Origin of the sequence: Peribacillus simplex (assembly GCF_001542915.1) — a bacterium.
Taxonomy (GTDB): Bacteria; Bacillota; Bacilli; order Bacillales; family DSM-1321; genus Peribacillus; species Peribacillus simplex_B.
This window is the reverse complement of sequence record NZ_LNNH01000018.1, coordinates 53,971-69,069: the sequence shown is the minus strand read 5'-3', so window position 1 is coordinate 69,069 and position 15,099 is coordinate 53,971. Positions and strand designations below refer to the sequence as shown.

General features: G+C 38.7%; 9 protein-coding genes. All 9 read right to left on the bottom strand.

Annotation, left to right across the window (positions count from 1 at the left end; genetic code table 11):
* Positions 1 to 66: 66 nt before the first annotated feature.
* Positions 67 to 1,521 carry an ABC transporter substrate-binding protein gene (locus tag AS888_RS10685; protein WP_061142143.1) on the bottom strand — a complete coding sequence of 485 codons (1,455 nt, stop codon included), beginning with the start codon at positions 1,519 to 1,521 and terminating at the stop codon, positions 67 to 69.
* Positions 1,522 to 1,560: 39 nt separating this feature from the next.
* Positions 1,561 to 2,415: a carbohydrate ABC transporter permease gene (locus AS888_RS10680; RefSeq protein WP_260320183.1), complete on the bottom strand. Its 855-nt coding sequence runs from the start codon at positions 2,413 to 2,415 to the stop codon at positions 1,561 to 1,563.
* A gap of 179 nt (positions 2,416 to 2,594) precedes the next feature.
* The gene (locus AS888_RS10675; RefSeq protein ID WP_061142162.1) at positions 2,595 to 3,479 is read right to left on the bottom strand and encodes an ABC transporter permease; all 885 of its coding nucleotides are present in this window, start codon (positions 3,477 to 3,479) and stop codon (positions 2,595 to 2,597) included.
* Between the two features lie 257 nt (positions 3,480 to 3,736).
* Complete coding sequence (locus AS888_RS10670; protein ID WP_061142142.1) at positions 3,737 to 5,242, bottom strand: response regulator transcription factor; 1,506 nt, start codon at positions 5,240 to 5,242, stop codon at positions 3,737 to 3,739.
* A gap of 1 nt (position 5,243) precedes the next feature.
* Positions 5,244 to 7,106, bottom strand: a complete 1,863-nt coding sequence (locus AS888_RS10665; protein WP_061142141.1) for a sensor histidine kinase — start codon at positions 7,104 to 7,106, stop codon at positions 5,244 to 5,246.
* Between the two features lie 60 nt (positions 7,107 to 7,166).
* Complete coding sequence (locus AS888_RS10660; protein ID WP_061142140.1) at positions 7,167 to 10,301, bottom strand: alpha-mannosidase; 3,135 nt, start codon at positions 10,299 to 10,301, stop codon at positions 7,167 to 7,169.
* 20 nt (positions 10,302 to 10,321) lie between these two features.
* Positions 10,322 to 10,981 (bottom strand): YesL family protein, encoded by a 660-nt coding sequence (locus tag AS888_RS10655; RefSeq protein ID WP_155645460.1) that lies wholly within the window; start codon positions 10,979 to 10,981, stop codon positions 10,322 to 10,324.
* A gap of 51 nt (positions 10,982 to 11,032) precedes the next feature.
* Positions 11,033 to 13,690, bottom strand: coding sequence for an endo-beta-N-acetylglucosaminidase (locus AS888_RS10650; RefSeq protein ID WP_260320181.1), 2,658 nt, complete (start codon positions 13,688 to 13,690; stop codon positions 11,033 to 11,035).
* A 75-nt stretch (positions 13,691 to 13,765) separates the two neighbouring features.
* Positions 13,766 to 15,094, bottom strand: a complete 1,329-nt coding sequence (locus tag AS888_RS10645) for a glycoside hydrolase family 125 protein (RefSeq protein WP_061142138.1) — start codon at positions 15,092 to 15,094, stop codon at positions 13,766 to 13,768.
* Positions 15,095 to 15,099 lie beyond the last annotated feature (5 nt).

The following is a 15,099-nucleotide window of genomic DNA, read 5'->3' as shown; positions in this document are numbered from 1 at the left end:
GCCTTCCCCTAAAAAGAAAGCAGCCGGAAAATTAACTCTCCGACTTTGCCTCCTGAATGAGATCTATTAGTTATCTTTCTTCCACTCATCATATTGTTTTTGAATTTCTGCCAGCACTTTATCCAATCCAGCTTCTTTAAACTTCTTATTGGCCTTTGGCAAATATTTCTCAGGGTCAACACTTCCAGTTAACAGGGGAGGTGCATATTCATTCGCAACGTTCGCGATTGCCGCGATCTCCGTTCGTACAGGATTCGTATCGAAATAAAAACCTAAGGTTGGTGCTTGAACGGATGCCTCATTGAATTTTTTGAACGCATCCCATTTATCTTCGGGATCATTTTCATATAATTTAAGAATGAAATGGTTTCCTAGAGAGTAACTTGGCATGTTGTAGCTTTCTATACGGGCAGGAAGGTCTTTAATTTTTCCGTTATCTTCCTCTTCGTAATGCACGCCTTCAATGCCTCTATCAATTAAATTGCGAAGGTATGGATCTGTATTCAATAGATTTAAGAACGCCATGGCCTTTTCTGGATTTTTGGAAGTTGCAGAGATAGCTTGAATGGCGCCTGTTACAGAGTTGTTAAATGTAATCGGATCATGCATCGGTTGGACGGCTACGTTATAACCTGCAGAACGGGACCATATCAATTCCGCATATGGCTGGTACATTTCTTTACGTACGAACCAGTTTTGTACCTCTAACGGCCATGGATCTGTACTTGTGGCTGCATCCGCTTTTATATAACCCGCTTTATAGTATTCGTGCATCGTTTTTAACGTTTCCATCATAATATCCGATTCGAAGATATTAACTACTTTTCCTTTATCTCCCTCTAGAGGAAACGCAAACGGCAATTCATCTTCCAATACATAATCAAATGGTAAATACGGTTTGAAAGTGGCAATCGGTGTAAAGTCTGGCTCATTTTCTTTAACGGTTTGCAATAAAGGCTTCAAGTCTTTCAATGAGTGAATGCTTGAAATATCCATATTATATTTATCGACGATATCCTTATTGAATACGTACACGCTTTGCTGACCTACTTCTTTGTTTGAAGGAATGCCATAAAGCTTTCCATCAATTTTAGCTCCTTCTAAGTAAGCTGGATCAATCGTTGCTTTCAATTCTTTTCCATGTGTGTCAAGAAGTTCATTCAAGTCTTTAAATGCCCCTTTTTGTGCATTTAACACATAGTTTCCTCCTGCAGTATAGGCAATATCAAATGATTCACCTGAAGCAATCATAACTTGCATTTTTTGATCATAATCGCCCCAGTCGATCTGTCTCATTTTAACGGTGGCGTTAATTTTTTCTTTCGTGTATTTACTTACTTCCTCCATGACTTTATCAGCATCTTTTTGAGGTGTCCCGATCGTGTACCACATAATTTCATAAGGTTTTCCTTCACCCGCTTTACTTCCGCTCGTTTTTTCTGAATCCCCTCCACTACATGCAGCTAAAAATGTTGATAAATTTAATAAGAGTACTAGAATGATAGCTAACTTCTTATTCATTTTAACTCCCCCCTTTTATTTGTTTTTTTCAAAAATCAATTACTCCTTAACCCCGCCGATTGTCAATCCATTAACAAAGTATTTTTGGAAAAACGGATAGGCAATCGCTATTGGCAAAGTTGAAATAACGACCATTGCCATTTTTGCAGCATCCTGAGGTACTGCACTTAATAAATCATTTTGTAAACCTCCTGCTAACGAATTTTGCCTTAAAAATTCTATGTTGTTTTCAATTTTCATCAGCATAGACTGTAGTGGCACCAAGTGCGCTTCATCAATGAACAACAATGCATTAAACCAATCATTCCAGTAACCCAATGTACTAAAAAGGGCAATCGTTGCAAGACCTGGTAATGATAGTGGAATGACAATTTTGACAAATATCCTTAATTCACTCGCTCCATCAATTCTAGCCGACTCCAAAATGGATTCTGGTACAGACCTTTGGAAAAAGGTCCTCATGATTAGAATGTAGAATGCATTCATTGCGAGTGGTAAGATCAAAGCCCAAATGGAGTTACGTAAATGTAAAAACTGGGTTGCTACTATATAGAAAGGAACTAGTCCTCCACTGAATAGCATCGTGAAGAATGCAATAAAAGTAAAGAATCCGCGATATTTGAATTGCTTTCTGGAAATGGCATAGGCATATAATGAAATCATCATTACACTGACAAGTGTACCAAGCACCGTTACTACAATCGTTATCGTATAAGATTGCAGTAACTGATCCTTCATTTGCCACAAGTATCGATATGCTTCGAAACTCCATATTTCAGGTAACAGCTGATATCCATTTCGAGCTAAGGTTTTTTCATCCGTTAAAGAGATGACGATTACATATAGAAATGGAAAGATACACATCATAGAAAATGCCGCAAACAATATATTCATAATCAGGTTAGGAAATCCGCTTAGACCATGTGGTGTGTACTTTTTCTTACGCTTATGTGGTTGATTCACTTGATTTTGGGCATTGCCTTTGTTTAATGGAGTAGGTTGAGAGCTATGTTGATTTGTTATCATTGTATTTGCCGCAAAACTGCGGCCACTCTCCTTTCTCTCTCGATTTTTTAAAAGAGGGCATATTCTTTATCAACCTTCTGAACAAGATAATTTGTCAGCATGACTAAGGCAAACCCTACAATTGATTGATAAAGACCAGCGGCCGTACTCATACTAATATCACCCATTGTCGTTATCCCACGGTATACATAAGTATCTATAACGTTTGTTACGGAATATAATGGACCTGAATCACGAGGAACCTGAAAAAACAGACCAAAGTCTGCACTAAAAATCCTCCCAACATTTAAAATGGTTAAAATAACAATGAGCGGTGTAATCATCGGAATTGTAATATTACGAATTTGTTGCCACTTATTGGCGCCATCTATCATAGCGGCTTCGTAATAGTTTTTATCAATCCCGACTATAGCTGCTAAATAAACGATACTTCCGTAACCAACGCCCTTCCACATACTTGTTAGAACGATAATGAAAGGCCAATATTCCGCTTCGTTATACCAGGATATGGGATCTTCCACTCCAAACCATAAAAGTATATTATTAAGCAATCCTCTATCCACGCTTAGAAACGTAAAGACAAAATAACTAACAACAACCCATGATAAAAAGTGTGGAAACAGCATTCCTGTTTGGTAAATTTTCGACAACTTCTTATTTGCAAGCTCATTTAGAACAATCGCTACAAACACTGCTAATACAAGCCCTACCACGATAAAGACTAAATTATATAGAACCGTATTTCTTGTAATGATCCAGGCATCATTTGTATTGAATAAAAACTTGAAGTTTTCAAAGCCGACCCACTCACTATTTAGGATGCTTGCAAAAAAACCATTCGGATCATATCGGAAATTTTTAAAGGCAATGACCGTTCCAAACATCGGAAGATATGAAAATAACAATAGCCAAATGGTTCCTGGTAAAACCATGAGGAGCCATACTCGATTCTTATAAACATCTTGGAAAAAACTCTTGATATGATTCACAAAGCCCCTCCTCCCTTTTATTGAAAACCCTTACATCTTTATATTAAGAAAAAGCAAAAAATGTATAAAGTTAACAATATTAAGATTTACTGTACTTATTAAACATTCGATCGTTTATCCAGTATCTTTTGTCATTTTTGTGATTCTTTTAGGATGAGAGACGCTCCTAAAAAAACAAAAAAATCCCGAATGACGGGATATCAAGATTTGATATTCATGGCTCTCCAAGCTGATGGTGTAATCCCCACCGCCTTCTTAAACTGTTTATAAAAATAAGCGGAATCCGAATAGCCAACTTGTTTTCCAATCATTCCAGCCTTTAAATGTGTCCCTTTCAACAATTGCTTTGCTTTTTTGAGCCTTAAATGATTAATATACTCAGAGAATACCAAGCCCGTTTCTTTCTGGAAAAGTTGTCCTAAGTAAATCGAATTTATATGAAATTTATAGCTTAAGGTTTTCAAAGAAAGTTCCTCATGAAAATGTTCTTGAATATATTGCACCACGCTTTGAATGATAGGACTTCGATGTTCCGCCCTTTGTTCCAATGTTCTAAAAATTCCCTCGATATAATCAGTAAGAATGTCAACTAACATCCCCATTGAATGGGCCTCCAAGATTCGCTTCACAATGCCTACCGTTTGATCATCTGCATGTGACGATACATCTTTTTGGATAGACGTAACTATTTCAATCGCAAACCCTCTTATAATGGTCGGAGCTACTTGTTTAGTGGATTGATTAATCTCATCGAAGGCACCTTTGATCCACAAAAACGCCTTTTCTTGTTCTGAGCCCACAATATATCTCTTTAAATTATCCAAATCATTCGAAGTAGAAAGGCTTGCTTGCGTATACTGCTTTGTTAATTCATCTGTTATTAATCCACTTTCTTTGAGTACCAATCGATAGCTGGATAGTTCTTTTGCACGTTGATAGCTCTTATGCAATTCACTTGTGGTGCAAACGAATGAGCCAATGCTAATATGATACTTCCCGGTCATATAACCAGCAAGTAGCCTATTCAATTCATTTAGTTTTTTCTTAAGTCCCTCTTCACAATCAAACGAAACCAAGAGGATAAGTTCGCCACCTGGATTAATGATGCAGCTAGACTGAAATATCTCCTCTGCTCTTTTTCTGAAAAAGGAGGATTTTTCATGTTCTCCATCTGATATTTGCATTAAAACAACAGCCTGGTTTTGACCCTCGAACTCCAAACCATACAACTCTACTCTTTCACGCCATTCTTTTGCATCGATGTCTTGATTAAGGCATCGCCAAATCGTATTATCTCTTAAAATAGTATAGGCTTCCTCGTTATTTGTAGATTTCTCAAGTTTCTCTATACTATTTACCAATGTTGAAATCAGTTCTTGCTCATTGACAGGCTTTAAAAGATAATTTTCTATTCCTAGCTTCATACCCTTTTTCACATATTCAAATTCCTCGTATCCAGATAAAACGATATATTTTGTATTAGGATGACTTTCTTTCAGCCTGCTAATTAACTCCAATCCATCCATTATGGGCATCATGATATCCGTTAATACTATATCAACCTGACACGTTGCCAGCTTTTTAATGGCCTCACTACCATCAGAAGCCTCACCAACAACCTTTAGTCCATAATCTTCCCAAGGTACCAACGCTTTCATGCCCTCAATAATGAATGGTTCATCATCTACTAAAAATACGTTATACATGTTATACCTGATCCCTCCTAGCTGCTGGAAATCGAACCTTTACAATCGTTTCTTCTTCTTCATTACTGCTGATTTGCACCCCATAATTTTGTCCGTATTTCAATTGTATTCTTTGATGAACATTACTCAGCCCGATTGAACCCTCGGACGTGGTAGTTCCTTCCAATAATTTGGTTTGAATAGCCAATAGTCCAGCTGCTGGAATACCTCTCCCATTGTCTTTTATGATTATTTCCATTTCCTGATGAGTTCTTTGAACTTTTATTAATAATTCATTATTATTTGTTTCTTTTCGGAAGCCATGAACCAAATAATTCTCAATAAGCGGTTGAAGGGTGAATTTGAGGATTTTTTCGTCTAAACAATTATCTGGAATCTCGTACGTCACATGTAAGCGGTTAGCATACCTAATCTGGTTTAGGCTTATATACTCCTTAACATGTTGGATTTCATCAGAAATTTGAACGATTTCTTTGCTGCTTAAAGAATAACGAAATAATTGCCCTAAACTATAAATCATGTTACTAGTTGGTTTAGATCCGTCAGCTATAGCTTTCATCCGAATGGCTTCCAGTGTATTGTATAGAAAATGCGGCTGAATTTGCGACTGAAGCGCTTTCATTTCAGCCTCCCTTTGGCGAATATTTAAAACATATACATCTTTGATATACATGTTCAGATCATCTAACATATCATTGAAACTTTCTGATATCGCTGTTAATTCGTCTTTTTCTCTACTATTAGGTATTCTGATTTGCAAGTTTCCACCGCGAACTTCATGAATGGCCGTTTCTATTTTATGGATTCTTCTAGAATACGATCTCATCGCAAAATAGGTTACAGCAATTGCTATACAGGAAAGTAAAACGGTAGATAATAACATATACCTATGAACAATCGTTATTTTCTTAATATCTTCCTCAGGCATGAAACCGACATAGAGGTAGCCCCTATGGTCGTCAGCCAATGTATTGATATAGTAGTTTTTCCCCTTCCACTTTATCTTCTTAAAGCTCGTTTCAAATGATACATCCTTCAATGGGACTGGCATGGCACCCTCGTCTGACGAGTAAAGATAATCCCCATTACGTTGAAAAATATGGACTGTTCCTTTAAATTGGGATTTCCTTAAACGAATCAAGTCTTGAATTCCTGCCGTATCATAATAAACCGTTAGATCCCCTAATTTCTTAAGGGTCGCAGGATCATTAATCGAACGAGATATTTGAATATTGTTGAAGATACTCCTTTTTTGCTCCCACTCAACTTGCTTAAATTGCAGGTCTTCAGGATGAACAGCCATACCTTCCTGATTCCCGTTCATTTGCTCTCTCTTATCCATATATTTATTCCATCTATAGTGGCTATTTATATATTCATACTCCGTACCGGGGCTTGCACTTTTTAATCGAACTGCATTTATATCGGAATCTTGACTAAAATACGCTTGAAAAAATGTATTTAAGTTGTTCGGAATGAATGAAGAGTTTTCACTATACTTATCTAGTCGATACGCAAGATACGCATCATAATCATGCTGCAAGGCAAATGCAATATCATTGTATATGAGATCTGTCTTTAAATATAATTCCTGCATGACATATTGTACATGCTCATCTTTTTGCTGGAGATAAGATTCAACCCTTTCCAGTGTTTCTGTACTTGCGTCCATTTCTTTCTGGATAATAACTTCTGTATAATAGCGTGATAATACAAGGAGCAACAGAAACATGGTAAGAAGGATTGTAACGGAATAAGTGATTAGAATTTTGCTAAACACCTTATTCGTTAGCCGCCGCTTTATTATATTACTCAAGAACATCTCTTGTATCCTTCCCTGCAAATTTAATAACTCATCTACCATTTTACGTATTTTCTGTCGGAAAGTGAAGTTGATTCACTGCCCGACAGAGGATAAATACGATTACCTTATTTCATCATGAAAATAGACGGCTATCGTTTTGATTTCATACGGTTTTATTTCAAAGTCGATAAGTTCGGTTTGTTTCTTGCCATCGAATTGTTCCATCAAGTTTGTTTCATACCATTTTTTAACGTTGCACGGAAATTCAATCAAGACCCTTCCGCGTCGCCCCTCATACTCATGAAGGCGAATGATTACTGCGTCATCGCCCTCTTTTTTCTTTATCGCATCGATCTTAACATGATCGTTATTCACATTCATAAACGAGCTTTCTGCTGGGGAAAATCCTCCTTTCACCACTTTCAATCCATTATTCAAAAGCCATGCTTGCTTTACTGTTTGCCCAGCTCTCCAATCTCCCTGATGAGGTAGCAGTGAATACGTAAATTCGTGTTCACCTTGATCTGCAGTTGGATCAGGATGAAGTGCTGCTTTTAGCAAGGATAAGCGAATCGTTTGGTCTTTAATGTCATATCCATATTTGCAATCATTCAATAAACTCACTCCGTACCCTGTTTCAGAAAGGTCTGCCCACTGATGTCCAACTGTTTCAAATCGTGCCATATCCCAGCTCGTATTCCAATGTGTCGGTCTCTTAACGTTACCAAATTGAATATCATATGTTGCTTCGGTAGAACGAACATCAACTGGGAATGCTACCTTCATTAATTTACGTTGCTCATGCCAATCCACTTTTGTTTTAAAATCAATCCGTCCATTTTGTGCATAGAAAATCATATCTTGTTCGACCAAAGAACTTTGATACTTCCATTTCGTCCGAATGACAATACGGAGCGGGCCATTTTCAACAACTTCACTTGATACTACATCACGGATCTCCTCCATTTTTTCTTGGTAAAACAAATCAATATCCCACGCATCATGTGCCAATGGTTTATCTTCAAAAATTTGAATGATGTTTCCTTTTTTCTGTTGTGCCAGTACTTCACGCCTAGCTTCCTTATCAAATATACGAGTCAGTTGAAGCGAGTCATTCCATTCAACTTGATAAAAAGGTGTTTCTAGCACCCTTCCCTTAATAAGAAATGGTGTTTCATTTTCCACCGGACGATCTTGTTTGAATTGAATTTCTACTGCACCGAATTGTTTGGTCTCCTCTAATTCAACTAACCAGCCATTTTCAGTTCGTTGGCTACATAGAATTTCATCTGAACCTGATATCCATCCTCCAACCGCAGCATTCGTTTGATCATATGGGATGATTACGCTTTGTTGATCTTGCCAGCTCGTTGCATTGAAGACCGTATACGTTCCGTGCTTAGGTTCAATAAACTCTTTGAAATTATTCTGATCCATTCCAAGTTGTATATCTTCTGCTTGTTTATATTCCACCTTTGCATCTTCGTATACTTCCTTAATGGATGAACCAGGAATAATATCATGGAATTGATTCCGCAAAATAATCTTCCACCCATCATCAAGCTGTTTCTTAGGATATTTGGCCCATGAAGACAGTAAAGAGTTCCAAACAGACAACCATTCCGACTCCCTATAGCTCAACTCTAGTTTACGATTCATTCGTTTTGTATAGGCTTGACTTGTATAGGTCCCCCTGTGGTATTCAAGGTACAATTCACCGTCCCACGTGTGGACATACTCATTTGAATTCTCTATATTCCTGTGTAGCTTTTGGAAGTAATCCCCTGCTTTTGTCGTTTTTACTTTTGGCAGTCCTGGCATATTCTCGAATCTACGACGAAGCTCTATCATTTCTCGATTGACTCCTCCACCTCCATCACCATACCCATAGGAAAGCAGTAAATCTTGGTTCACATCCTTATTCCGGTATGAATTCCACGCACCGTTTACAGTCTTTGCGGTAATCAGCCCATTATATGTATAAAACCACGAATCTTCCGGATTCCAAGGTTCAGGGGTGGTTACAAAATGCGTCAGGATTTCTGTCCCATCGATTCCGCGCCACTTAAAAGTATCATTTGGCATACGATTGTACTGATTCCAGCTGATTTTAGTCGTCATAAATGTATCGATTCCCGATTTTTTCAAAATTTGCGGAAGTGCCCAGCAATACCCAAAAACATCTGGCAGCCACAGATATGTGCAATCGACCTCAAATTCCCTTTTAAAGAATTCCTTCCCGTACAAGATTTGTCTCACTAGTGATTCCCCGCTAGGGATATTACAATCCGCTTCCAACCACATTGCACCTTCAGTTTCCCAACGACCCTCTTTTACACGCTTTTTAATATTTTCATAGATTTCTGGGTAGTCTTCTTTAATATACTCATATAACTGTGGCTGTGTTTGGAGAAAATAATATTCCGGATATTGTTCCATTAATCTTAAAACAGTAGAAAAAGATCGAGCGGCTTTTTCACGTGTATGTTTCAAACGCCATAGCCATGCAACATCAATATGTGTATGACCAACACAATGAATGGTCACAGGATGATGTTTCTCGATTTCGTTAAGACTTTCATTTAATCCCCCCCTAGCAATCGCACAACTATCAAAAAATGCTTCATTACCAGGCTTACTCCAATTTATTTTCATGAAGGCTTGATTCAACGCATTGATAATGGCATGTTTTTCTGGTCGCTCATCACCCAGTTCTTTAATTGTTTGCCAAGCTGCTAGGGATGTATAATATAAATCATCTACAGCCTCGTCCAACCAAGCCAATTGGGCCATCTCAAGTGTATACATTTGTTCCTTTGGCTCTCCGCCGCCTTCAAGTCCAGACCAAAGTCTGAAATCTAGTTGAACTGTGTTTCCTATTTCGGTTGATGGAAAAAACACTTCTTGATGGTTAGAATCGACACCTTGGTATGGATTTCCATTCAAGAATAATAATGATTCAAAACCAGAATTATTTCCTCCGCCTGTACGTCCAAAGTCAAATAAACCGACTACTTTTCTATCCGCCCATTCCGTTGGAAGTTTAACAGCTGCATGTAGCCAAAGATACCGATCTCGCCCCTTCCATTGGTCTCTTCGTTGTAATGTCGCTTCCCCCTTTTCCATAGGAGGATATGCTCCTACTGCACCGTCATCCTCAGTTGTGCTGAACTGACCAATCTCAATTCCATCACGATAGCGGTACTGTGCCATTTCTTGTATTCTTGCTTCCAGCTTTCTTTCTACTAAAAACATATAAATCCCCCATTTTCCTATTAATTTATACTTTGCTCGATCTTCATATGTTCATTTACTTGCGATTGCTGCTGTTCTAGAGTTTTAAACCTTTTTATACAAACATTCATAATCCAATAGGCAGGTAGTACACCTGATATAAATGGTATAAGTCCCGGCATATTCGTGATCAAATAGCCTATGAAAAACAAACCGATACAAATCATTATTGTGGAAACAGGACTAATAAGAGAAATAATGAATGATTGTTTTAGGTAATCCTTTAGTGAGTAATGATAATGGACATACATAGGGAAAAAATGAACGATAGCATTCAAATATAAAAGAATGATAAAGCTGATGAAGACATAAAGAATAACGGAAAACGTTCCATCCATGCTTTCAGCCATTCTTAAATCGACATATAAAAAAAAGCCGATCGCTGCATAAATCAGCCCAATACAATTTGAACGGATAAACTCTTTTTTATAGGTTTCTTTAAATGTTTTCCATAAGGAAACATCCAGGTCCTTCATCTTCCACTTTCGTGTAACAGCAAATAAAGCAACAGTCGCCGGCATAATACCAAAAACCCCTAATCCAGCCACAATAAATGCAAACCAAAGAATATTCGTCCATACTAATCTAACGATCCATTCACTTACTTCTTGTAACATTCTCCCCATTTTTTCATCTCCCACCAATATGATAAAAGGAAAGGGGGACAAACCCCTTTCCGATTACAATATTACTTAATATCCATATGCCTCGACTTCATATATTCTAATTGCTTGATCTCCACCTTGTGTTGGCTGTTGGACTGAAAGGCGGATATAGCGAGCTTCTGTCGTTGTAATGGCATGTTCCGAGATATCATCTGCATTATTTGTGACAGTTACTGCGTTCGTCCATTTTTCACCATCAAGACTCACCTCGATCGTGAATGCCCTCGTATTGAAGGCTGCTGGCTCCCCACCTGCCTCAGCATGTTTGACAACAAACTTTGATAGATGTAACGCCTCACCGAAATCGACTTCCAGCCAATGATTTGCACCAATTGCACACCATTTACTATTACTCGTCACGATTCCATCAATCGCGTACTTTGGCCCTTCAGAGGGGTCGCATTGCCCACTAGCAGTTGCCGTTTTGTTCAGTGCAACGTTAGTAATGTTTTTTGCATCCTTTGAAATTGTAATAAAGCCTTCTTTTGTAAGGACATCTTCTCCTTCGCTATTTTTAGCGGTTAGAGTAACGGAGTACACGCCTTCTTCTTCATACCTTACAACAGGATTATTCTCTTCACTTTCTAAAGGTGTACCACCTTCAATCCGCCATTCAACTTCTTCTGTCGCTTCAGATGAATGGTTGAAAAATTGAATTTCTTCACCTGGTGCTGCAACCGTTTGACTTACGCTAAAGTCTGCCTCTGGTTTTGGGTATGCAGGCCATTTAAACATTACCTTCGCAGCCTTGCCCCGAACAAAATCAGTCGTTACAGCTACGATTTCCAGGGTAGTTGCTGTTTCCTTACCACTTCTCCGTAGATTCGAAAGGTAGTATGCATCATTTGGAACTGCTCCGATAAATTCTTTTTTGCCATTAGGAAGGTCACGATATATTTCATAATGCTGAATATCACCTTTCACTGACTCCCATGATACATCTAAATCAGCATATAGCCCCTTCGGGAAAGTTGCATTTTTCACCTTAGCTTTCGTCGGCTTTGCCGGGACCTCTTTAGCGTTATGTTTGTTTGTAACTTTAATTTCCCCGATGTTGATTTGATAGTCTTTTATTGCTTCATCACTCTCGAAGAATAGAGAGATGGTTGCGATTTTTTTCCCCTTGTATTTGTTTAATTTAAATGTTTCCTTCACCCATTGATTTCGGCTCTTTTTCTTCACATCAAAAAACACAAAATCATCAGGCTGATCCACAAAGCTTACACCAAGCTTCATATTAGGCTTTTTCACACCCGTTTTGTAAGTTACAGAGACCTCCGTATCCTTTTCAATGGGTAGATTCGTTTTATAAAGCTTCACATGTGTCGCATTTTTTTTCGTTAGGTTACCCGAAACCTTCAAAGAGCTGCCACCAAAAAATGCTGTATCCCAATCAAAATCAACCTTTAGAGGCTCCCCTTTGCTATCCTTTAGCCAGCGCCATGTTGGTAAAACATCTTGTAAACTGCGATTATTCCATTCTTCCATCCTTTGTGCTGGACCAGCCACGGCAAAGAATTTCCCACTACCTGTATTAAAATGAGTGACAAAAGGAAGCTCTTGAATCACCGTTTTTGCTGTAAAATAATGAGCCATTCCTTTCCAGTTTCCATTATCACCAGTCTTGCGAGGATCCCCAGCTTTTCCAGTCCAGAATTCTTGTTCTTTCTGATAGAACGCTTCCATTGTTTCAGTTGTTTTAAAAGCCCAGTCTGGACGATAAACCCCTAATGAAGTCAAAGGTTTTTGCCCTTCTGGAAAAATCCCATTCCAAGGAATGTTTGTCTTCGTTCCATTGGCTTCTACATCAATGCCGGTATATAGGTCATAAGGGTTTCTACCCATTTCCAATGCCTTATCATGGGAGGATTGTTGATTCGTCCACCAGAAGTTCAAAAACATACTGTCGGATATTCTGTCCTTATCATCTTGCAAGAACATCTTATTACGATCTGTTAAGTGATTTTGCCAGTTGATTGATCCGTCTTCCACCATTGAGTCATACCACATAATGTGCATGTCTTCTTGCTTATTATTTTGAAGATATTTTAAAAACTTTTTGGTTTTTTGTGCAGTTTCATTATTCCCACCTGCTGTTTCTTGATTGACGAACCAGCCGTCGAATCCGTAATATTCAGCTGCCTCTAAAAGTTTATCAGCAGCAGGAAATGACCCATCTTCCCGCTGTGCAAGCATTTGTTCTACCCACTTCGCTTGTCCTCCGTACGTTATCGGAGGAAAGAAAATCGTGCCTAAGATTGGAACGCCATTCTTATGGGAGGCATCGATCACATCAGCGCTTGGAGGAGTAATGATTCCTTCTCCGGCAGAACCCGCCCAATACACCATTAAATCAACATACTGCCAGTAGCTAAATGTATTCGCAAAAAATTCATTTCCGCCTTGAGAGGGCACCCCGCTTGTGTTGGGGTTTAATGCCGATAATGCAACCAATTTAGCTTCTGACTGAGCTGTTTCATTCACATTGAAAACAACCTCTCTATCAGCTAATGGAACGGTGCTTTTGTTATATACAGCATCCGGGTCATTTTCCGGACTCCAGGCTAATAATGTCTCAGGATACCAATAAGATGATTCCGGCTGTTTTGCAAACCCCGTAATAGGAAGTATACAAACTAAAAGCAAACCGAAGAACGCAGTGACGAGTCCAAATCTTATCTTCAACAAATCCCCACTCCTGTCAGTAAGATCATTTTATTCATCCTCTGTAACAACCAAGATGCGGTACTGTGCCTTGAATCAGATATTGTTTTCTTGTAGCTTTTTATGGAGCGGGCTGCCCTTGACTGCAAAACCGCATAAGCTTAATACAAATTCACTGAACATCGAATTTGCCCAGGAGAACCACTCTCTCGTAAATTCTTCTGGTTGGTCTGCATTGAAGCCTTCATGCATAAATCCAGTTCCGCCATCCGATTGCTTCATCGCTTCCAAAATCCTCTTTTTATCCGAAACATCTGTAGATGTCATCCCCTCCATTGCCAATGCAATATGCCATATATAATGATCGGGTGTGTGCGGACTACCAATTCCATGGGCCGCTTTTCCTTCATAAAAGTAAGGATTATCCCTACTTAATAAGAAGCGTCGAGTATTCTGATAGGTTGTATCATCAAATTGGCACCAGCCCAGATATGGAGCAGCTAGTAAACTGGGGATGTTCGCATCATCCATAAGATGATATCTTCCCATTCCATCCGTTTCATAGACATATAAATCTCCATGAATCGGATGTTCTAACACTGCATGTTCTTCTATTCCCGCTTTTATCTCAGAAGCTAATTGCTCACATTGCTTCGCAAGACCTTCATCCTTTAAAACTTCTCTACAAATCTCTGAGGCATACCCTAGCACTACTACGGCAAACATATTTGCAGGTACCAAATAACCATATAAACAAGCATCATCACTTGGTCTAAATCCGCTCCAGGTCATTCCCGTTCTCACAGTTTTAGATCCCTTCCCATCCCGGTGCAAAGTATCTGATTGCCTTACATCCATTCTTTCGAAGCTATATGGTGATTCATCCTCATGATTTTGTTCCACTTTCCAGACGTGCAAAATCTTGTTCAATGCTTGTACAAAGATGTCATCAAAGCAGGCCGTTTCCCCAGTGGATTTCCACAAAAGATAAGAAAGCTGAATCGGGTAGCAGAGTGAGTCAATTTCATATTTACGTTCCCATGTCATTGGGGACATTTCCGTTTTATCATCTTGATGGCCTTTTCCATTAGCGGCTTCATTGAATGCATTTGCGTATGGGTCATGAACGATATAGTTCATTTGGCGACGAACCACACCTTCAATTAATTTCGCCATTTCATCGTCCTTCTCGGCAGCCAGTAAATATGGACGCACTTGGGCTGCTGAATCTCTTAACCACATAGCTGGTATATCACCTGTAATGACAAATGTTGTTCCATCTTCTTGCGGCTTTAGTGTCGTTTCATACGTATTAACAAAACATCGTTCAAACATTTCCTGAAGCTTTTTATCTTCAGGGAAATTCTCCTTCACCTTTTCGATGAAATAAGATAGTGATTGCGGGATCGTTTTCTCAGTTTCCATTACCT

Excerpts from the sequence above, each read along its gene's own strand:
- AS888_RS10685 (WP_061142143.1), bottom strand. The coding sequence starts at position 1,521 with ATGAATAAGAAGTTAGCTATCATTCTAGTACTCTTATTAAATTTATCA.
- AS888_RS10680 (WP_260320183.1), bottom strand. The coding sequence starts at position 2,415 with ATGAATATATTGTTTGCGGCATTTTCTATGATGTGTATCTTTCCATTT.
- AS888_RS10675 (WP_061142162.1), bottom strand. The coding sequence starts at position 3,479 with ATGGTTTTACCAGGAACCATTTGGCTATTGTTATTTTCATATCTTCCG.
- AS888_RS10670 (WP_061142142.1), bottom strand. The coding sequence starts at position 5,242 with ATGTATAACGTATTTTTAGTAGATGATGAACCATTCATTATTGAGGGC.
- AS888_RS10665 (WP_061142141.1), bottom strand. The coding sequence starts at position 7,106 with ATGGTAGATGAGTTATTAAATTTGCAGGGAAGGATACAAGAGATGTTC.
- AS888_RS10660 (WP_061142140.1), bottom strand. The coding sequence starts at position 10,301 with ATGTTTTTAGTAGAAAGAAAGCTGGAAGCAAGAATACAAGAAATGGCA.
- AS888_RS10645 (WP_061142138.1), bottom strand. The coding sequence starts at position 15,094 with ATGGAAACTGAGAAAACGATCCCGCAATCACTATCTTATTTCATCGAA.